The organism is Bradyrhizobium zhanjiangense, assembly GCF_004114935.1.
GTDB lineage: Bacteria > Pseudomonadota > Alphaproteobacteria > Rhizobiales > Xanthobacteraceae > Bradyrhizobium > Bradyrhizobium zhanjiangense.
Genome location: NZ_CP022221.1, coordinates 7,433,410 through 7,453,898 on the forward strand (window position 1 = coordinate 7,433,410; position 20,489 = coordinate 7,453,898).

Annotated in this window: 18 protein-coding genes; 3 read left to right on the forward strand and 15 right to left on the reverse strand. The window is 64.7% G+C overall.

Annotated elements, in window-relative coordinates:
• Window positions 1–6: 6 nt before the first annotated feature.
• Genes XH85_RS35715 through glpD form a run of 5 tightly spaced genes read right to left on the reverse strand, consistent with a single transcriptional unit; the run spans window position 7 to window position 5,571 of the window.
• Complete coding sequence (locus XH85_RS35715; protein WP_128935647.1) at window positions 7–813, reverse strand: carbohydrate ABC transporter permease; 807 nt, start codon at window positions 811–813, stop codon at window positions 7–9.
• Complete coding sequence (locus XH85_RS35720; RefSeq protein WP_128935648.1) at window positions 813–1,787, reverse strand: carbohydrate ABC transporter permease; 975 nt, start codon at window positions 1,785–1,787, stop codon at window positions 813–815. Before XH85_RS35720 ends, XH85_RS35715 begins: the two co-directional genes overlap by 1 nt.
• The gene (locus XH85_RS35725; protein ID WP_091898068.1) at window positions 1,787–2,872 is read right to left on the reverse strand and encodes an ABC transporter ATP-binding protein; all 1,086 of its coding nucleotides are present in this window, start codon (window positions 2,870–2,872) and stop codon (window positions 1,787–1,789) included. The genes XH85_RS35720 and XH85_RS35725 overlap by 1 nt, the downstream gene beginning before the upstream one ends.
• A gap of 12 nt (window positions 2,873–2,884) precedes the next feature.
• Window positions 2,885–4,024 carry an ABC transporter ATP-binding protein gene (locus XH85_RS35730; protein WP_128935649.1) on the reverse strand — a complete coding sequence of 380 codons (1,140 nt, stop codon included), beginning with the start codon at window positions 4,022–4,024 and terminating at the stop codon, window positions 2,885–2,887.
• Window positions 4,021–5,571: a glycerol-3-phosphate dehydrogenase gene (gene glpD, locus XH85_RS35735; RefSeq protein WP_128935650.1), complete on the reverse strand. Its 1,551-nt coding sequence runs from the start codon at window positions 5,569–5,571 to the stop codon at window positions 4,021–4,023. The genes XH85_RS35730 and glpD overlap by 4 nt, the downstream gene beginning before the upstream one ends.
• A 280-nt stretch (window positions 5,572–5,851) precedes the next feature.
• Here glpD and XH85_RS35740 point away from each other — a divergent pair, with 280 nt between their 5' ends.
• Window positions 5,852–6,103, forward strand: a complete 252-nt coding sequence (locus tag XH85_RS35740) for a type II toxin-antitoxin system prevent-host-death family antitoxin (RefSeq protein ID WP_128935651.1) — start codon at window positions 5,852–5,854, stop codon at window positions 6,101–6,103.
• A complete protein-coding gene (locus tag XH85_RS35745) occupies window positions 6,103–6,519 on the forward strand; it encodes a type II toxin-antitoxin system VapC family toxin (RefSeq protein ID WP_128935652.1) in 417 nt (138 codons plus the stop codon). Before XH85_RS35740 ends, XH85_RS35745 begins: the two co-directional genes overlap by 1 nt.
• A gap of 4 nt (window positions 6,520–6,523) precedes the next feature.
• On the opposite strand, the gene XH85_RS35750 is transcribed toward XH85_RS35745, so the two are convergent.
• Complete coding sequence (locus XH85_RS35750) at window positions 6,524–7,372, reverse strand: DeoR/GlpR family DNA-binding transcription regulator (protein ID WP_091898058.1); 849 nt, start codon at window positions 7,370–7,372, stop codon at window positions 6,524–6,526.
• An 86-nt stretch (window positions 7,373–7,458) separates the two neighbouring features.
• Window positions 7,459–8,145: an HAD family hydrolase gene (locus XH85_RS35755; RefSeq protein ID WP_128935653.1), complete on the reverse strand. Its 687-nt coding sequence runs from the start codon at window positions 8,143–8,145 to the stop codon at window positions 7,459–7,461.
• 153 nt (window positions 8,146–8,298) lie between these two features.
• Between XH85_RS35755 and XH85_RS35760 the strand changes: the two genes are divergently transcribed.
• On the forward strand, window positions 8,299–8,751 hold the full coding sequence (locus tag XH85_RS35760; protein WP_091898055.1) for a nuclear transport factor 2 family protein: 453 nt from the start codon (window positions 8,299–8,301) through the stop codon (window positions 8,749–8,751).
• 285 nt (window positions 8,752–9,036) lie between these two features.
• Here the strand turns inward: XH85_RS35760 and XH85_RS35765 are convergent, their stop codons facing one another.
• From XH85_RS35765 to XH85_RS35800, 8 genes are all read right to left on the reverse strand, one after another.
• A complete protein-coding gene (locus tag XH85_RS35765; RefSeq protein WP_091898053.1) occupies window positions 9,037–9,228 on the reverse strand; it encodes a hypothetical protein in 192 nt (63 codons plus the stop codon).
• Between the two features lie 233 nt (window positions 9,229–9,461).
• Window positions 9,462–9,872 carry an acyl-CoA thioesterase gene (locus XH85_RS35770; RefSeq protein ID WP_091898051.1) on the reverse strand — a complete coding sequence of 137 codons (411 nt, stop codon included), beginning with the start codon at window positions 9,870–9,872 and terminating at the stop codon, window positions 9,462–9,464.
• Window positions 9,873–9,879: 7 nt separating this feature from the next.
• The gene (locus tag XH85_RS35775; protein WP_164939187.1) at window positions 9,880–11,976 is read right to left on the reverse strand and encodes a 3-hydroxyacyl-CoA dehydrogenase NAD-binding domain-containing protein; all 2,097 of its coding nucleotides are present in this window, start codon (window positions 11,974–11,976) and stop codon (window positions 9,880–9,882) included.
• A 2-nt stretch (window positions 11,977–11,978) separates the two neighbouring features.
• Window positions 11,979–13,262, reverse strand: a complete 1,284-nt coding sequence (locus XH85_RS35780; RefSeq protein WP_128935655.1) for an acetyl-CoA C-acetyltransferase — start codon at window positions 13,260–13,262, stop codon at window positions 11,979–11,981.
• The gene (locus XH85_RS35785) at window positions 13,262–15,529 is read right to left on the reverse strand and encodes an acyl-CoA dehydrogenase (protein ID WP_164939186.1); all 2,268 of its coding nucleotides are present in this window, start codon (window positions 15,527–15,529) and stop codon (window positions 13,262–13,264) included. Before XH85_RS35785 ends, XH85_RS35780 begins: the two co-directional genes overlap by 1 nt.
• A gap of 314 nt (window positions 15,530–15,843) precedes the next feature.
• Window positions 15,844–16,467 (reverse strand): flavin reductase family protein, encoded by a 624-nt coding sequence (locus XH85_RS35790; RefSeq protein ID WP_164939185.1) that lies wholly within the window; start codon window positions 16,465–16,467, stop codon window positions 15,844–15,846.
• A gap of 181 nt (window positions 16,468–16,648) precedes the next feature.
• Complete coding sequence (locus XH85_RS35795) at window positions 16,649–17,248, reverse strand: TetR/AcrR family transcriptional regulator (RefSeq protein WP_028160320.1); 600 nt, start codon at window positions 17,246–17,248, stop codon at window positions 16,649–16,651.
• A 34-nt stretch (window positions 17,249–17,282) separates the two neighbouring features.
• Window positions 17,283–20,417 carry an efflux RND transporter permease subunit gene (locus XH85_RS35800; RefSeq protein WP_128935658.1) on the reverse strand — a complete coding sequence of 1,045 codons (3,135 nt, stop codon included), beginning with the start codon at window positions 20,415–20,417 and terminating at the stop codon, window positions 17,283–17,285.
• Window positions 20,418–20,489 lie beyond the last annotated feature (72 nt).

Genomic DNA, 20,489 nt, shown 5'->3' on the forward strand with positions numbered 1-20,489 from the left:
GCCTCCTTACACGCGACCGAGCGCAAAGCCGCGCGCGATATAGTTGCGGACGAACCAGATCACGAGCGCGCCCGGAATGATGGTGAGCACGCCGGCGGCGGCGAGCAGGCCCCAGTCCATGCCGGCGGCCGACACCGTGCGCGTCATGATCGCGGCGATCGGCTTGGCCTGCACCGAGGTCAGCGTGCGTGCGAGCAGGAGCTCGACCCAGGAGAACATGAAGCAGAAGAACGCGGCGACGCCGATGCCGCTCGCGATCAGCGGCACCAGGATCCTGATGAAGAAGCGCGGGAACGAATAGCCGTCGAGGAAGGCAGTCTCGTCGATCTCGCGCGGCACGCCGGAGACGAAGCCTTCGAGGATCCACACCGCCAGCGGTACGTTGAAGATGCAGTGCGCCAGCGCGACCGCCCAGGGCGTATCGAACAGGCCGATCGCCGAATAGAGGTTGAAGAACGGCAGCGCATAGACCGCGGCCGGCGCCATGCGGTTCGACAAGAGCCAGAAGAACAGGTGCTTGTCGCCGAGGAAGCGGTAACGCGAGAACGCGTAGGCCGCCGGCAGCGCCACCGCGATCGAGATGATGGTGTTGAGGACGACGTATTCCAGCGAGTTGATATAGCCGGAATACCAGCTCTCGTCGGTGAAGATGCGCTTGTAGTGCTGCAGCGTCGGGGTGTGCGGCCACAGCGTCATCGTCGAGACGATCTCGCTGTTGGTCTTGAAGCTCATGTTGACGAGCCAGTAGATCGGCAACAACAGGAAGATCAGGAACAGCCCCATGACGAGGCGGCGGCCGGGGATCGAATGCATCAGGCCACTCCTTCCTTAGGCTTGAGCGCGGGCACGGGCTTGAGCCCAGCCACAGGCTTGGGCTCCACCGCCGGCTCGCTCTCCGCCTGGACTTTGCGTTCGACGCCGGCATTGGTCATGACGGTGTAGAAGATCCAGCAAACGATCAGGATGATCAGATTGTAGACCAGCGACAGCGCGGCGGCCTTGCCGAGGTCGAACTGGCCGAGCGCAATCTTGACCAACTCGATCGACACGAAGGTCGTGGAGTTGCCGGGCCCGCCGCCGGTGACGACGAAGGGCTCGGTGTAGATCATGAAACTGTCCATGAAGCGCAACAGCACAGCGATCAAGAGCACGCGGTTCATCTTCGGCAGCTGGATCGCCTTGAACACGGCCCAGCGCGAGGCGCCGTCGATTTGGGCGGCCTGGTAATAGGCTTCGGGAATCGACTTCAGGCCGGCATAGCAGAGCAGCGCGACGAGGCTGGTCCAGTGCCAGACATCCATCACGATGACGGTGACCCAGGCGTCGATGTCGTTGGAGACGTAATTGTAGTCGAAGCCCATCGCGTTGAGAACATAGCCGAGCAGGCCGATGTCCGGGCGGCCGAAGATCTGCCAGATCGTGCCGACCACGTTCCACGGAATCAATAGCGGCAGCGCGAGGATCACGAGGCAGGCCGCGACGGTCCAGCCCTCGCGCGGCATCGACAGCGCGACGACGATGCCGAGCGGCACCTCGATGGCGAGGATCACCAGCGAGAAAAACAGATTGCGGCCGAGCGAGGCGAGGAAGCGGCCGCCGAGATCGGTCGAAGGATCGAGCAGCTCCTTGAACCAGCCGACGCCGTTCCAGAAGAACTGGTTGTTGCCGAAGGTGTCCTGCATCGAATAGTTCACCACCGTCATCAGCGGCAGCACCGCCGAGAAGGCGACGACCAGGAACACCGGCAGCACCAGGAACCAGGCTTTTTGGTTGACGGTCTTGTCCATCAGGCGGCTCCCTCCACCAGAAGGCTGTCGGCATAGACGTGGACATGCGACGGATCGAATTGCAGCCCGGCGTTGCCATCCGGGCTGGTGAAGCCGCCAGGGGCGCGCGCCGCGAGCTTTGCGTCGCCGAGCCGCGCTCGCGCGAAACGGATGCGACCGAGATCGTCGATGCGCTCGATCTTCGCGGTGAGCAGGTCGGGCGCGGGCGCGACGACCTCGACGAATTCGGGACGGACGCCGATCTCGATCTTCGCGCCCGAAGGCAGATTGTCGTAGCTGCGGTTGAGCGCGATGACATGGCCGCCGATCCGCGCCTCGCGTCCCCTCACCTCCGCGGGCAGGATGTTCATGCCGGGCGAGCCGATGAAATAGCCGACGAAGGTGTGCGCCGGCTTGTCGAACAGTTCGGCCGGCGTGCCGCTCTGCACCACGCGGCCGTCATGCATGACGACCACGGTGTCGGCAAAGGTCAGCGCCTCGGTCTGGTCATGGGTGACGTAGATCATCGTGAGATCGAGCTCGCGATGCAGCGCCTTCAGCTTGGAGCGGAGCTGCCATTTCAGCTCCGGATCGATCACCGTCAGCGGCTCATCGAACAGCACGGCGGCGACGTCGGAGCGGACGAGGCCGCGGCCAAGCGAGATCTTCTGCTTGGCGTCGGCCGTGAGCCGCGTCGCCTTGCGGTTCAGATAGGGTTCGAGATCGAGCAGGCGGCCGATCTCGGCAACGCGCTTGTCGATTTCGGCCTTCGGCACGCCGCGGTTCTTCAGCGGAAACGCCAGGTTCTGCCCCACCGTCATGGTGTCGTAAATCACCGGAAACTGGAATACCTGGGCGATGTTGCGCTTCTGGGTTGACAGCGGTGTGATGTCCACCCCGTCGAACATGATCCTTCCGCGCGAGGGCGTGATGATGCCGGAGATGACGTTGAGCAGCGTGGTCTTGCCGCAGCCGGACGGCCCGAGCAGCGCATAGGCGCCGCCCTGCCGCCAGGTCATGGTGACGGGCTTCAGCGCGAAGCTTTCCGGCGCGGCATCATTGCCGCCGTAGGAGTGCGCGAGATCGACGAGGTCAATGCGGGCCATGTCGCACCTCCCTCAAGAGCTTTTTCTGTTTGACGCGTTTTCTTCACGCGAACCGCTACGCACTTCGCTTGAAAACGCTATGCCAGGAGCCGCGACGAGCCGGTCGGCCGCGTCGAAGACAAAGATGTCATTGGGATCGAGCACGGCATCGATGGTCTGGCCCGGCTCGAATTCGTGCACGCCGTGCAGCACCGCCACCCAATTCAATCCGTCGCGGGTCAGATGCACGAAACTCTCCGAACCGGTGATCTCGGTCACCGTCACCGTGGCATGGAAGGCGTGGCGGTCGGCCTCGCCATTGGCAAGGGCGAGCTGATGCGCGCGGAAGCCGACGCGATAGGCGCCGTCGGCAAGGCCGGCATAGAGCCCCGAGGCCGGTGAGGTCGTGCCGCCGGCATATTGCACGGAGCCGTTCTTCTTCTCGAGACCGACGAGATTCAGCGGCGGATCCGAAAACACCTGCGCGACGCGGAGCGTCTGCGGGCGGCGGTAGACGTTGGCGGTCTCGCCCATCTGAAGCGCCCGGCCCTCCCACATGCACACCGTATTGCCGCCGAGCAACAGCGCCTCGGTCGGCTCGGTCGTGGCATAGACGAAGATCGCGCCGGAAGCCTCGAAGATGCGCGGCAGCTCGGCGCGCAGCTCCTCGCGCAGCTTGTAATCGAGATTGGCGAGCGGCTCGTCGAGCAGCACGAGATCGGCGCCCTTGACCAGTGCGCGCGCGATCGCGGTACGCTGCTGCTGGCCGCCGGAGAGCTGGAGCGGCGTGCGCTTCAGGAACGGCTCGAGGCGGAGCAGTCTTGCAGCCTCCGCAACACGCGCCTCGATCTCATCGCGCGGCTTGCCCTGCACACGCAAGGGCGAGGCGATGTTCTCATAGACCGTGAGCGAGGGGTAATTGATGAACTGCTGATAGACCATCGCGACCGAACGCTGGCGCACATCGGCGCCGGTGACGTCCTTGCCATTGACCAGCACCTTGCCCGTGGTCGGCTTGTCGAGGCCGGCGAGCAGCCGCATGATCGAGGTCTTGCCTGACAGCGTCGGGCCGAGCAGCACGTTGAGGGTTCCGCTCTCGAGCGTCAGCGAGACGTCGCGGATGTGCGGGACGCCTTCGACAGTCCGGGTCACGTGATCGAGTGTCACGGTCATGAGCGCCCTCCCGCTTCCAGCAGGGGAGTTTGCGGCACGGCGTTGGTCCTGATCCAGTCGTCAAGCGCCGCGATCTCGTCGGCAGATAGTCGCAGGCCGAGCTTGGACCGGCGCCAGACGATGTCGTCGGCGGTGACGGCCCATTCATTGGCCATGAGATAGCGGACCTCGCGCTCGGTCAGCGTCGCGCCAAAGGCCTGGCCGAGATCGGCGGCCGATTTCGCATCGCCGAGCAGCTTGATCGCCCTTGTGCCGTAGGCGCGGGCGAGGCGCCGCGCATGCTCGTGGCTGAGGAAGGGATACCCGCGCTGGAGCTCGGCGATCAGGCCGTCGATGTCGGATACGTTCATGTCGCCGCCGGGCAGTGGCCATTTGCCGGTCCAGCCCTCGCGCGCTTTCGCGCTGCGAAGATAGGGGGCGAGCCGTTCCAGCGCCTCTTCGGCGAGGCGGCGGTAGGTCGTGATCTTGCCGCCATAGATCGACAGCAGCGGCACGCCGCCGGGTGTGTCGAGCTCGAACACATAGTCGCGGGTTGCGGCCTTGGCTTCGCTGGCGCCGTCGTCATAGAGCGGGCGCACCCCGGAATAGGTCCAGACCACGTCCTCTGGCGTGACCGGTTTGGCCAGATATTCGCTGGCGGCAGCGCAAAGATACTGGATCTCCTCAGGTGTCGCCTTCACCTTGGCGGGATCGCCGTCATAGTCGCGGTCGGTGGTGCCGATCAGCGTGAAATCGTCCTGGTACGGGATCACGAAGATGATGCGCCCGTCGGCGTTCTGGAACATGTAGGCGCGGTCGTGGTCGTAGAGCTTCTTGACCACGATGTGCGAGCCCTGGACCAGGCGTACCTTGGCCTTCGCGTTGACGCCGGCGCCGCGGCCGAGCACGTCCTCGACCCAAGGACCGCCGGCATTGACCAGCGCGCGCGCCTGGATCGACGAGCGCGCGCCAGTCAGCGTGTCGACCATGCTCACGGTCCAGATGCCGTCGGACTGGCGGATCTCGGTCGCGCGGGTGCGGGTGCGGATCTCGGCGCCCTTGTCGGCGGCATCGCGCGCGTTCAGCACGACGAGGCGGGCGTCATCGACGAAGCAGTCGGAATATTCGAATGCGCGGGAGTAGCGGTTCGGGATCAGCGGGCGGCCGACCTCGTCGCGTCGGAGATCGATCGTGCGCGTAGCGGGCAACAGGTGGCGGCCGCCGATGTGATCATAGAGGAAAAGGCCGAGGCGCAGCAGCCAGGCCGGGCGCAGGCCGGCGTGATGCGGCAGGACGAACCTCAGGGGGCGGATGATGTGGGGCGCGATGCCCCAGAGGACCTCGCGCTCGATCAGCGCCTCGCGGACCAGGCGGAATTCGTAATATTCGAGATAGCGCAGGCCGCCATGCACCAGCTTGGTCGACCAGGACGACGTCCCGCTCGCCAGATCGTTCATTTCGCATAGGAAAACCGTGTTGCCGCGGCCCACCGCATCGCGCGCGATGCCGCAGCCGTTCACACCGCCTCCGATGATGGCGAGGTCGAAAATACGCTCCAACAGACGCATCCCCCGAAGACCGCCCGTTCCATCGAGCGGCTACTTTCGTTTTTGATTAGATCACACCACAAAACGAAAGCAAGATGAAAGAGAGGCGAAAGGAAGTGAAAGCGGAACATTTTTTGTGGGCGTTGCGAGGGACAAGCCGCAACTTAGCGGAGACCCAAGGCAGGACTCACTGAAATGGAGCGGGGAATCGAGCTACCAGTAAATGCGTTGACGGCTTGAATGTAGTAACATGCCTACATAAGATTTGTACCGGCGAAGCCCCGGCCAGGAGGTGCAAGCAATGGTGACCACTCTCACCAGCCGAGAGTTCAATCACGATACCAGCGGCGCAAAAAAAGCGGCTTCGCGGGGACCGGTCTTTATTACGGACCGCGGCCGCCCGGCCCATGTCCTGCTGACGATCGAAGATTATTTGCGCCTAACTGGCGGGCACATGAGCCTTGCCGAAGCCTTGGCGCAGGCCGGAACGGACTTCGATTTCGATGCGCCGCGCATTGCCGGTGGGATCTTCAAGCCGGCCGATCTCGACTGATGTTTCTGCTGGACACCAATGTCATTTCCGAACTGAGGCGACCAGATAAAGCTCATCGCAACGTCGCCGCCTGGGCCAGTTCAATTCCGGCGGCAAGCTTCTTCATATCCGTCATCTCGATACTCGAAATCGAACTTGGCGCACGCCTTATCGAGCGCAAAGACACCACGCAAGGAGCCATTCTGCGCGCTTGGATCGACAATCATATTCTGGCTCGTTTTGAAGACCGAATCCTGGCCATCGACACGGCCGTGGCGCAGCGCTGCGCACAACTTCACGTTCCCAACCCGCGGGCCGAACGCGACGCTCTTATTGAGGCAACCGCGTTTGTTCACGGCTTGACGATCGTTACGCGCAACGTCGGGGATTTCGAACCTACCGGCGTTCCGCTGCTCAACCCGTGGGGCGACGCCTAAGGCACTATCGCAGCCTGACCACCGGCGCCGCTTCAGGCGCGGCGTCCTGCGCATCGGCCTGGGCCTCATCGATCTCCCTCACCTCCTTCGGCATCGCTTCGACCACCTCGATGCCCTTGCTGTGGCAGATGGTGGCGAGGCGCTCGGGCAGCTCCTGGTCGGTGACGAAGGTCTGGATCTGGGTGATGTGCGCGATGCGCACCGGCGCGCTGCGGCGCAGCTTTGTGGAATCGGCGACCAGCATGACGCTGCGGGCATTGGCGATGATGGCCTGCGCCACCTGCACCTCGCGATAGTCGAAGTCGAGCAAAGCGCCCTCTTCATCGATCGCGGACGCACCGATGATGGCATAGTCGACCTTGAACTGGCCGATCAGCTGCGTCGCGGTCGAGCCGACCACCGCGCCGTCGGCGCGCCGCACCGTGCCACCGGCGACGACCACCTCGATGCGGGGATGGCGGTAGAGCAGCATGGCAACGTTGAGATTGTTGGTGATGACGAGGAGATCCTCGTGCGAGGTCAGCGCGCTCGCGACCTCCTCGGTGGTGGTGCCGATGTTGATGAACAGCGAACAGCCGTTCGGGATCAGCGAGGCGGCGGCGGCGCCAATCGCCTTCTTCTCGTCGGCGGCGACGAAGCGGCGCGCCTCATAGGCGAGGTTTTCGACGCCCGAGGCGATGATGGCGCCGCCATGGATGCGGGTCAGCGATCTCCGCTCGCAGAGATCGTTGAGATCTTTCCTGATGGTCTGCGCGGAAACCTCGAACCGGCGCGCGAGCTCCTCGACCATGACGCGGCCCGAGGCGCGCGCGATGTTGAGGATTTCGGCTTGGCGATGGGTCAGTCCGGTCACGGCAAGGGCCTCACATCAGGAAGCTGCATGGTGCGGCGGTTCACGCGTCCGGTCAATGCGTGATCACGGTTAACGGACAAGGATCTTCACCACGCCATCGCGGCTGCGAGGTGCGCAAGCAGCTCCGGATCGTCGAACGCACCGGCGGAAGCGACCGCGCCGGCCGCAACGAGGTCAGCATGGCTGAGCGTGGTGCGCAGCCCGATGGTGGGAATGCCGGCCGCCGCGGCCGATTGCACGCCGGAGCGTGAATCCTCGAATGCGATCGAGGCTGGCGCGCTGGCGCCGACGAAACGCAGCCCTTCCTGATAGGGCAGCGGATGCGGCTTGCCGTGCGGCAGCTCGTCGCCGATCACGATTGCCTTGAACCGCTCGGTGATGCCGAGGCCCGAGAGCAGCAGCTCGGCGTTGAGCCGCGGCGCGTTGGTCACGGCGACCATAGGGATGCCGGCGCCATCCGCACGGTCGAGCAGCGCCATCAGCCCCGGTATCGGCGCGATCTGCCCGGCCACCAGATCACGAAAGATCGCCTCCTTCTCGCCGAGGATCGCGAGCCGCCGTTCCGGCGATTCGTCTGGCAGAAATCGCTCCCCGATCGAAACATTGGAAAAGCCCTGAAGCTCGCGCTTGAAGCGCTCATCATCCACGACGTGGCCGCGCGGGGCGAACACGCGGTGAAAGGCCTCGCGATGAAGCGGATCCGTATCGGCCAGCGTGCCGTCGATGTCGAATAGCAACGCCCTGCCCATCGCTTGCCTTTTGACCTCGATCATTTCCGTACTTTCCCACATGCGCAGCGCATCAATGCGAAAGACGTATCAATACGGCCTCGCACGCGCAATGAGCATCCACATGACGACAATGCGACACTCGACAAAGTCGCGCGCGGCTGCAACACTCGTCGCAAGATCAAAAAGGAGGAAACGATGACGATCAACCGACGCGATCTGGCTCTCTCGACTCTCGCCGTCTCCGCGCTCGCTCTCACCACACCGGCGTTCGCTGCCTCGGCAGACGAAGAGGCCGTGGCGAAGAAGGTGGAGGCCTTTCGTCTCGCCCAGATCGCGGCCGACCCGAAGGCGCTCGGCGCACTGTGCTGGGACGATCTCAGCTACAGCCATTCCAGCGGCAAGGTCGAGGACAAGGCGACCTTCATCGCCAATGCCACCGACGGCAAGTCGAAATTCCTATCGATCGAATACAAGGACCCGACCATCAAGGTCGTCGGCCCTGCGGCGATCGTCCGTTTCCACTGGCTCGGCGAGCAGGAGATGGCAGCCGATGGGAAAAAAGTGTCGACCAATCTTCATATCCTGATGAACTGGCAGAAGCAGGGCGACGACTGGAAGCTGCTCTCGCGGGCAGCGACGAAGTTGTGATGCAGTTCTTACCCTCTCCCCTTGCGGGAGAGGGTGGCTCACGCCGCGCCGAGGCGAGACGGGTGAGGGGTATGCTTCAGCGAGTCATTCTCTCGCTTTTCAATTGCCGATAGAACCCTCATCCGGCGCCATAGCTGAAGCTTTGCTTCGGCGTTCTCTTAAGAACGGCGGCTGAAGTCGGCCTATGCCACGTTCTCCCGCAAGGGGAGAAGGAAAGGCAGCTGTGTGCTCGGCAAAAAATTCCGACCTCGCGCTTCGCGCGCCCCAGAATGACGAGTGCGGCGCTTACGCCGCCTCCTTCTCATCGCCGTTAATCAGCTTGCGCGCGGCGCGCTCGGCTTCGCGGGCGTTGCGGAAGAGTTGACCTTCGAGGCGGTTGAAGCGGTGGGATGAAGCGAAGAAGCAGTAGCCTCCGGAAGAACGAACGACGATACCTGCGGTCTGCGAGTCGACTTCGATGATGTAGCTATCCGGCATGGTCCGTGGATTCCTCAGTGCGGGCAAATAACGATGCTCCTGCCCAAAGGTTCCTCAGGCATTTGAGACCGTTTCCACCCCGAATCGACACGTAATTGAGTACGCTGGGACCTCATCCGTTTTATGACTGGTTCTTGACTGGTTCTTGGCGAGGGCGCGACGCGATGACTTCGTCGCGCCGCGTTTGGCGGTGCTGCACATCTTCGTGAGATGAGGCAGAGCGTCGCGCGCGATTACGTCGCGATCCTCGTGTCGGTCGCGCGAACCGCCTGCGGGCGGCCGTGCTCGTCGATCGAGACGTAGGTGAAGTTGCCGTCGGTGACGAGGAACGGATGCTCCTCGCCGCGCCGCAGCGCCCAGGCTTCCAGATGCACGGTGAGCGAGGTGCGGCCGACGCGCACGAGATTGGCGTAGACGGACACGAGATCGCCGACATAGACCGCCTTGCGAAAATTCATCGCTTCGATCGCGACAGTCACCGTGCGCGACTTCGCGACTTTCGAGGCGAACACACCGCCGCCGACATCCATCTGGCTGAGCAGCCAGCCGCCGAAGATGTCACCATTGGCGTTGGTGTCGGCGGGCATCGCCAGCGTGCGGATGCAGAGATCGCCGCTCGGCCCGGTCATGGCTTGTTCGTTCATGCCTGTCTCACTTGAAATTGTCCCAGCCCGGATCTGGCGCGAAGCGCTCGCCGAATCGCTCGGCCAGTGCGCGCAAGGTGGATACGACATTCTCCACGCCGCGCGTGCGCGCATAGTTCAGCGGACCGCCACGGAACGGTGCATAACCGGTGCCGAAGATCATGGCACCATCGACCGCGTCGGCATTGTCGACGATGCCTTCGCGCAGCGCCGCGACGCAGACATTGGACATCGGCAGCACCAGGCGATCGATCATCTGGTCGGTGACGCGCGGACCGGTCTCGGGACGCTGTGCCTTCTCCGCCTTGCCGTCCTTCCAGACATAAAAACCCTTGCCGCTCTTGCGGCCGAGTTCACCCTTGGTGACCTTCTCGCGCAGCCAGGCCGGCGTCGGCGGCAAGAGATCGCCGAACTTGGTGCGCAGCATGTCGCCGACGTCGAGACAGATGTCGAGCCCGACCTGGTCGGCCAGCTCGATCGGTCCCATCGGCATGCCGAACTGCTCGGCCGCGGCGTCGATCAGCCGCTGATCGGTTTTCTCGTCCAGCATCACCATCGCTTCCAGCATGTACGGCGTCAGCGCGCGGTTGACGAGGAAGCCGGGCGAGCTCTTCACGGCGAGCGGCAGGCGATCAATCGCACCGACGAAGGCGAGCGCCTCCTTCAGCACTTGCGGGTCATTGCCGTCATGGCTGACGACCTCGACCAGTTGCAGCCGCGACACCGGATTGAAGAAGTGCAGGCCGACCAGCCGCTCCGGCCGCGCCAGCGTCGTCCGCAGATCCTGGAGCGGAATGCTCGAGGTGTTGGTCGCAAGGATCGCGCCCGGCTTCATCCGCGGCTCGATGCCGGCATAGACCTTCTGCTTCAGCTCTAACTTTTCCGGCACGGCCTCGATGATGAGATCGGCGTTGCGCACGCCTTCCCCGTCCATGTCAGGGATGAGGCGATCGAGTGCGTCGCGCACGTCGGTCGGCTTGCGGATGATCTTGCCGTAGAGCTCGTTGGCGCGCTTCACCGCGCCGGCGATCGGCTCCGCCTTCATGTCGGCGAGCGAGACGCGCAGTCCCTGCCCCGCGCACCAGGCCGCGATGTCGCCGCCCATGGCGCCGGCGCCGATGACATGGACATGCTTGACGGCATTGCCGCTGCCCGCCGCCTTCTTCATCTGCTCGCGCAGGAAGAACACGCGGATCAGGTTCTGTGCGGTCGGCGTCACCATCAGCTTGGCAAATGACGCCTGCTCGGCCCTCAGCATCGCGATCTTGCTGCCGCCATGGGTCTCCCAGAGATCGATCAGCGCGTAAGGCGCGGGATAGTGCTCGCGGGACGCCGCCTTCGCCGCCTCCGAGCGCATGCGCTTGGCGAGCAGCCCGCGCACGAAGCCGAAACCCGCCGCGCGCGTCAGCAAGCCCGGCCGCGCCCGCTTCAGGCGTCCGAACAGCGCGTCCTTCACGGCGTTGTGGACGTGGCGCTCCTGCGTGACGGTGTCGACGAGGCCGAGTGATCTGGCGCGGCGCGCATCGATGGTGCGCCCGGTCAGCATCAGGGTCATCGACTGCGTCGGATTGACCAGCGCGGTGAAGCGCGCGGTGCCGCCGAGGCCGGGATGCAAGCCCAGCATCACCTCCGGGAAGCCGAACCGCGCCCCCTCGATGGCGATGCGAGTCTGGCAGGCGAGCGCAACCTCGAGGCCGCCGCCGAGGCAGAAGCCGTGGATGACCGCCACCGTCGGCAGCCTCAGGGCTTCCAGATGGTCGACCACCGCATGCGCGGCGCGGATGCGCGTCTCCACCATGTCGGGATCGCTGGCGCCGCGGAATTCGTTGACGTCGGCGCCCGCAATGAAACCGGACGGCTTGGCCGAGCGGATCACGAGGCCGGCGGGACGCTCGGTCTCGATCGCCGCGAGCACAGCGTCGAACTCTTCCATCACATCCGAGGACAGCGTGTTGGCGCTTGTCTCGGCGCGGTCGAACAGCAGCCAGGCGACACCATCGGCATCGCGTGTCAGCTTGAAGTGCTTGTAGGGACCGTCGGTCGCAGGCTTGGGCCCGAGCGCCAGCACGCGGTCGCCAAGCGCGGTCATGATCTTGGAATCCATGGTCACACCGCCTCGATCAGCATGGCGCCGCCGAGCCCGCCGCCGATGCATTCGGTGGCAACGCCGCGCCGCGTGCCAAGCCGCTTCATCGCGTTGACGAGATGCAGCACGATCCGGTTGCCGGAGGTGCCGACGGGATGGCCGAGCGAGATCGCGCCGCCGTCGACATTCAGTCTTTCGTGGTCGATCTCGCCGGCTGCGCCGTCGAGGCCGAGAATCTCACGGCAGAATTTATCGTCCTTCCACGCGGCGAGGCAGCCGAGCACTTGCGTCGCAAAAGCCTCGTTCAGCTCCCAGGTCTCGACGTCTTTGATGGTGAGGTCGTTGCGCTGGAGCAGCGGCGTCGCCGACATCACCGGACCCAGGCCCATGATGCTGGGATCGAGCGCAGCCCAATGGCTGTCAACGATGACGGCTTTCGGCGTCAGCTTGTGCTTGGCCACCGCCTGGTCGGAGGCCAGGATCACCCAGGAGGCACCATCGGTGATCTGCGAGGAATTTCCGGCGGTGACCTGTCCCCAGGGGCGCTCGAACACCGGCCGGAGCTTTGCCAGCGTCTCGGCCGTCGAGTCCTTGCGCACGCCGTCGTCATGGTCGAAGAACTTGCCGTCGCGGGAAAACGCGGTCTCGACCTCGTCCTTGAGAAAACCCGCGTCTTGCGCATGCGCGAGCCGGCGATGACTCTCGGCGGCGTAAGCATCGGACTGTGCGCGGGTGATGCCGAAGAGATGGCCGACGACCTCGGCGGTCTGGCCCATATTCAGATCGGTGACGGGATCGGTCAGTCCGCGCTCGAGGCCGATGATCGGCTTGAGATAACGCGGGCGCAGCTTGAAGGCCGCGCCGAGCTTCGCAGCCACGCCCTTGGCGGTGGCAAGGCCGGCAAACCAGCGCACGCCGGAATTCGGCCAGACCAGCGGCGCGTGGCTCAGCGCCTCGGTGCCGCCGGCCAGGATCATGTCGGCATGACCTTCGCGGATGTAGCGATAGGCGGTGTCGATCGACTGCATCCCGGAGCCGCAATTGATCTGCACGGTGAAGGCGACCATGTCCTCGCCCATGCCGAGCCGCAGCGCGGCGACACGGGCCGGGTTCATCTCGTCCGCGATCACGTTGACGCAGCCGAGGATGACCTGGTCGAAGTCAGTCGGGGCGAACGGCTGGCGCGCCAGCAGCGGCCGGCCGCATTGCACGGCAAGATCGACCGGCGTGAACGGCCCGGGTCCCGAACGCGCCTTCAGAAACGGCGTCCGGCTGCCGTCGACGATGAAAACCGGTCGTGCCATCAGCTCGCCGCCCTCTGTTCACCGAGTTCCTGGAAGAATTGATGCACGTCGCTGGATTTCTTGTAAATCGGCGACAGCGCCTCCGGCGCAAAATCGTCGACCTCAATCACCTCGGTGACGGCGTCGCGGGCCGCGGCAACCTGCTCGCCCTCAGCCTGCGTGATCACGCCTTTGGTGACCGCTTCCTTCCAGTCGCGGACATGCGCCGCGCGCATGCGCTTGGCGATGGCCTCCGTGCCTGCGACCAGCTTGAACGCGCGCTCCAGCCGGGCAAAGCCGCCGTTGTCATCGACTTGGGCCAGATCCGGCGTCAGACGCTCGCGCGCCGCCGAGGGCTCCAGCACGAGGCTCGCGCATTGGTGCACGACACGGTCGGAGGGGCCGAGCACGCGGGCACCGAACGGCTGGACCACGAGCTTGAGGAAGATTGCGACAAAGCGGTTCGGCAGATTGGCGAGGATTTCGGCGAGCCGGTTCTCGATAGTCCGGAAGCCCGTTGCCATGCACCATTCCAGCGCGGCGAAATCCTCCTTCTGCCGGCCCTCGTCCTGCCAGCGTTTCAGTACCGCCGAGAGTAGATAGAGCTCGGACAGGATGTCGCCGAACCGCGCCGACAGCATCTCCTTGCGCTTGAGCGCGCCGCCGAGCGTCAGCAGCGCCATGTCGGCGCAGAGCGCGAAGGCGGCGGAGTAACGCGAGAGCTGGCGATAGAAGGGCGTGGCATCGCCCGCGTCCGGCGCAGGCGCGAAGGCGCCAAAGGTCCAGCTCCGGCCGAACGCGCGGAACAGGGTCCGGAAGCTGTGGCCGACGTGCTTCCAGAACGCCTTATCGAACGCGGCGAGGCCACGCTCGCGATCGGTGTCGGCCAGCGCGTTCATCTCGTCGAGCAGATGGGGATGGGCGCGGATAGCGCCCTGCCCGAACACGATCAGATTACGAGTCAGGATGTTGGCGCCTTCCACCGTGATGCCGACCGGCACGGCGCGATGCAGATTGCCGAGATAGTTTTGCGGACCGTCGATCACGGCCTTGCCGCCGTGGATGTCCATGGCATCGTCGATCGCGACCCGCATCCGCTCGGTCGCGTGCAGCTTCATGATGCCGGAGATGACGGCAGGATGAATGCCGGCATTCAGCGCCGAGCAGGTCAGGCGCCGCGCGGCGTCCAGCTGATAGGCGGTCGCGACGATGCGCGCGAGCGGCTCCTCGACGCCTTCAAACTTGGAGATGGAGATGCCGAACTGCTCGCGGATGCGGGCATAGGCGCCGGTGGTGCGCGCCGCAAAGGCAGCGCCGGCGGCCGAGAGTGATGGCAGCGAGATGCCGCGGCCGGCGGCGAGCGCCGTCATCAGCATCTTCCAGCCCTGCCCCAGCCGAGCCTCGCCGCCGATGACATAGTCGAGCGGAATGAAGACGTCGCGGCCCCGGTTCGGGCCGTTCTGGAACACCTGCATCGACGGCAGATGACGGTGACCGATCTCGACGCCGGGCAGATTGGTCGGGATCAGCGCCACTGTGATGCCGAGCTCTTCCTGATCGCCGACGAGATGATCGGGATCATAGGCCTTGAAGGCGAGGCCGAGCAGCGTCGCGACGGGGCCGAGCGTGATGTAGCGCTTGTGCCAGTTGAGCCTGAGGCCGAGGACTTCGCGGCCCTCGAAATCGCCCTTGCAGATGATACCGGTGTCGACCATCGAGGCGGCGTCGGAGCCGGCCTCGGGGCTGGTGAGGCCGAAGCAGGGAATGTCGCGGCCGTCGGCGAGGCGCGGCAGCCAGCGCTGCTGCTGCTCCCTGGTGCCGAAGCGCATCAGCAGTTCGCCGGGGCCGAGCGAGTTCGGCACCATCACCGTGACCGCGGCCGCGATCGAGCGCGTCGAGATTTTCCGCACGACTTCGGAATGCGCATAGGGCGAGAAGCCGAGGCCGCCAAACTCCTTCGGAATGATCATGCCGAAGAACTTTTCGCGCTTGACGAAGTGCCAGACGTCCTGCGGCAGGTCGCGCCATTCCCAGAAGATCTTCCACTCGTCGAGCATGGCGCAGAGTTCGTCGACGGGGCCATTGAGGAAAGCCTGCTCCTCCGCGGTCAACCTCGCCTGCGGGACCTTCAGCAGCTTCGACCAATCAGGGTTGCCGGTGAAGAGATCGGCGTCCCACCAGACGTCACCGGCCTCCAGCGCCTCGCGCTCGGTATCGGACATCGCCGGCAGCACGCCGCGCGCGAGAGTGAAGATCGGCTTCGTCAGAGTGTCGCGGCGGAAGCTCATGGCGGACCTCATGCATCGGCGCGGTGCCGGGCATTTTAGCGGAAACGGGCTGGCGGAGGCGAACACTTCGCCTGCGAAATTGACGCGGCCGGGCGGCCGCCCCCGACCATAACGGCCGGGGCGTGAGGGCAGTTCCAGGAGGGGGAATGGGGCTGAATGGCTCCCCGAGTCATTCCGGGGCGCGCGAACCGTGAACCCGGAATCCATCGTGCGGCAGCGTCGGTGGATGAACGGATTCTCTGATGCGCAATTGCGCATCATAGTTCGCGCCTGGCGGCGCGCCCCGGAATGACGGCATAGGGAGAGGCGCCTTCCTAATCCGGCCGGACCATCTCGAACATATTTTCCGGCTTGATCTCGAAATAATCGCCGCGGCGGCCGGCGCGGACGATCGGGCGGGCGGCGGCGGTCTGGTAGATGCCGTCCTTGATCATGGCCTTGTCGATGTGGACGGCGACGACCTCGCCCAGGGTCAGCCAGGCGTCGGCCTCCTTGCCGTCAGCGCCCTTGAGACGGACGATGTCGGAGACCTTGCATTCGAAGGCGACGGGGCTCTCAGCCACGCGAGGCACGTTGACGAGCCGACCGGGCACGGCGGTGAGGCCCGCGACCTCGAATTCGTCGACCTCGGGGCCGACATGCGCGGCGGTCGCGTTCATGTGCTTCGCCAGATCCATCGTGGCGAGATTCCAGACGAACTCGCCGGTCTGCTGGATGTTCTCGACCGTATCCTTCCAGTTGGTGGAGGAGAAGCCGATGATCGGCGGCACGTAACAGAAGGCGTTGAAGAAGCTGTAGGGCGCGAGGTTGACGTGGCCCCTGGCGTCGCGCGAGGAGATCCAACCGATCGGCCGCGGCGCGATGATGGCGTTGAAGGGATCGTGCTTGAGGCCGTGCCCCTTGGAGGGCTCGTAGAAATAAAGCTCTTTGTCGGTCACGCTGGCTTTCCCCTGCTCGTCATTGCGAGCGCAGCGAAGCAATCTAGGATCCGTCCGCGGAGACAGCCTGGATTGCTTCGCTACGCTCGCAATGGCGGAGTTTGACGATCCGTCCTGGGCCGCCACGCGGCGGTCAGCCCGGAGCGGTCGGCCTGCTTATAGGAAGAAACGGCTCCGCCCGTCAGTGGCGCGGCGACAGACCCGCGATGACGAAATCGATCATCTGGTCGATGGTCGGGCCCGGTTTGGTGGCGCACTGGGCGATCATCTGGGGGTGGAAGAAGCGTATCATCGCGGTGCAGGCGCAGAGCGAGGCGAGCTGCAGGTCGGGCGCCTCGAACTCGCCGGAGGCAACGCCTTGCGCGATCATCTGGCCGATCACGCCCGCAATGCACTCCATGTGAGCGACGCAGACGTCCCAGTCCTCCTCCATCGCGATCGCGACCATCTCGTGGAGCTTGTTGTCACCGACATAGCGCTCGGTGTTCATTCGATGGATGGTGGTGAGCAGCTCGCGGAAGCGCGGGAGCACCGGGCCGGGCCGGGTCACGATCCGCTGCGCCTCCAGCTCGACCTCGCCCATCAAGCCCCGCGCCACCGCCTGATGGATCGCCTTCTTCGATTCGAAGAAGCGATAGACATTGGCGGGGCTCATCCTGAGCTCCTTGGCGATGTCCCCGACCGTGGTCTTCTGATAGCCGATCTGGCGGAACAGCCGCTCGGCCACCTCAAGGATACGATCCCGGGTGTCGCCTTCGATATGTTCCGCAACCAGTGTCATCTGTCAGGACTCGTCATTCAGCACTACTTCTCACTTATTCAGCCGCTTCAGCAAGCGGAATTGCGTGCTGGTCATCGCTCCCATGCTGCGGCACGGCAGGCTGCTCGGGGGTGCCCGCCTCGTCCAGGCTCTTCCTGAACCAGAGCGCATAGAGGCCCGGCAGGTACAAGAGCGTCAGGAAGGTCGCGACGAACAGGCCGCCCATGATGGTGATCGCCATCGGGCCCCAGAAGGCCGAGCGCGACAGCGGGATCATGGCGAGGATGGCGGCGAGCGCCGTCAGCACCACCGGACGGGCGCGGCGGACGGTCGCCTCCACGATCGCCTCGCGCCGGGTCAGGCCGTGCGAGACGTCGGTCTCGATCTGGTCGACCAGGATGACGGTGTTGCGCATGATCATGCCGGCAAGCGCGATCAGGCCGAGCAGCGCCACGAAGCCGAACGGGGCATTGGCGACGTTGAGCCCGAGCGAGGCGCCGACAATGCCGAGCGGCGCGGTCAGGAACACCAGGATCAGGCGCGAGAAGCTCTGCAGCTGGATCATGAGCAGCGTCAGCATCACCATGACCATCACCGGGAAGAGGATGAAGATCGAGGCGTTACCCTTGGCGGATTCCTCGAACGCGCCGCCCGGCTCGATGCGGTAGGCCGGCTCGAGGTTGTCCTTGATCGCCTTCAGCTTCGGCGTGATCTGGTTGGTGACGTCGGGCGCCTGCACGCCGTCGACCACGTCGGAGCGCACGGTAATCGCCATGTCGCGGTTGCGCCGCCACATGATCGGCTCCTCGTGGGCATATTCGATCTTCGCGATCTGCTGCAGCGGCACGGCCACGCCGTTACGCGAGGTGATGGTGAGGTCGCCGACGCCGCCGAGGTCGAGGCGTTCGGACGGGATCGCACGGGCGACCACGCCGACCTTCTCGATGCCGTCACGTACCGTCGTGACCTGCGAACCCGAGATCAGCATCGCCAGCGCCTGCGAGACCTCCTGCGGGGTCAGGCCCATGGCACGAGCACGGTCCTGGTCGACGACGAGCTTCAGGTAGGGCGACTGCTCGTTCCAGTCGAGCTGGACGTCCTTGACGCTCTTGTTCTGGCGCATGACGTCGCGGACCTGGTAGGCGATCTCGCGCACCTTGTTGGCGTCGGGCCCGATCACGCGGAACTGGACGGGGAAGCCGACCGGCGGGCCGAAATTGAAGCGGTCGACGCGGACGCGCGCCTCCGTCAGCACGCCCTCGGCAGCGGCGTTCTCGATCTTGGCCTTGATCCGCTCGCGCGCCTCGACGCCCTTGGCGACGATGACGATCTCGGCAAAGGCCTCGTTCGGCAGTTGCGGGTTGAGGCCGAGCCAGAAGCGCGGCGAGCCCTGGCCGACATAGGACGTATAGGTCTCGATGTCCTTGTCGTCCTTCAGCAGCGTCTCGGCCTTCTTCACAGCCTTCTCGGTGACGTTGAAGGCAGTGCCCTCGGGCAGACGCAGCTGGAGGAACAGCTCGGGCCGCTCCGACAGCGGGAAGAACTGCTGCTGGACATGGCCGAAGCCGACGATCGAAGCGACGAAGACGCCGACGGTCGCGACCACCACGGTGATGCGGTGGTTGACGCACCATTGCACGATGGCGCGCAGGCCGCGGTACATGCGGGTCTCGTAGACCGCGTGCGGATCGTGGTTGTGGTGCTTCATCTCCGGCAGCAGCTTGACGCCGATATAGGGCGTGAAGATCACCGCCACGAACCAGGAGGCGACCAGCGCGATCGCCACGATCCAGAAGATGCTGCCGGCATATTCGCCGACCGCAGAATTGGCAAAGCCGATGGGGAGGAAGCCAGCGGCCGTGACCAGCGTTCCCGTGAGCATCGGAAACGCAGTTGATTCCCAGGCAAAGGACGCCGCACGCATGCGGTCCCAGCCCTGCTCCATCTTTACCACCATCATCTCGACCGCGATGATGGCGTCGTCGACGAGCAGGCCGAGCGCGATGATCAGCGCTCCCAGCGTGATGCGATGCAGGTCGAGCGACATCGTATTCATGACGACGAAGACGATGCCGAGCACCAGCGGCACCGACAGCGCGACCACGATGCCGGTGCGCCAGCCGAGCGCCAGGAACGAGACGAACAGCACGATGACGAGCGCCTCCATGAAGGAGTGCACGAACTCGCCGACGGCGTGCTCGACCACCTTGGGCTGGTCGGCGATGAGCTTGACGTCGATGCCCTGCGGCACGGCCTTCATGAATTCGCTGGTCGCCTTCTCGACCTCCTTGCCGAGATCGAGGATGTTGGCGCCCTTGGCGGTGACGACGCCGATGCCGATCGCGGGCTTGCCTTCCTGGCGGACGACGAAGCTCGGCGGATCGACATAGCCATGGGTGACGGTGGCGATGTCGCCGAGGCGGAAGACGCGGCCGTTGCTCTCGACCGGCGTCTCGGCCACGGCCTTGGCGCCATCGAGCGCGCCGGTGACGCGCAGCGGCACGCGCTGCGACGAGGTCTCGACCGTGCCGGCCGGCGTCACGTTGTTCTGCTTGGCGAGCGAATCGAACAGCGCCTGCGGCGTGATGCCGAGCGTGGCGAGCTTGGCGTGGCTGAACTCGACGAAGATGCGTTCGTCCTGATTGCCGTAGACGTCGACCTTGGTCACGCCAGGCACCTTCAAGAGACGCTGACGGAAGCCTTCCGAGACCTTCTTCAGTTGGGCATAGTCGGCGCCCTCGCCGGTCATCATGTAGAGGATGGAATCGACGTCGGAGAACTCGTCATTGACGACGGGCCCGAGGATGCCGGACGGCAGCTGGCCCTGCACGTCGACCAGCTTCTTGCGCAGCAGGTAGAAGAGATAAGGCACGTCCTTCGGCGGGGTGTTGTCGCGGAAGGTCACCTGGAGCGCGGTGAAGGCGGGCTTGGAATAGGTCTGCACCTTCTCGAAATAGGGCAGCTCCTGGATCTTCTTCTCGATGGGATCGGCGACCTGGGTCTGCATCTCCTGCGCGGTCGCGCCCGGCCACATCACGGAGACGTTGACCACCTTCACCGTGAAGAACGGATCCTCGGCGCGGCCGAGCTTCTCATAGGAGAAGAAGCCGGCGACGCCGAGCACGATCATCAGGAAGAGCACCAGCGTCGGATGGCTGACGGCCCAGGCCGAAAGGTTGAAGCGCTTCATCGCACTCTCCGAAAGACGATCCAATTGCCAAAAACGACAGCCACTCTGTTCAAGGCGTCATCGCGAGGCAGC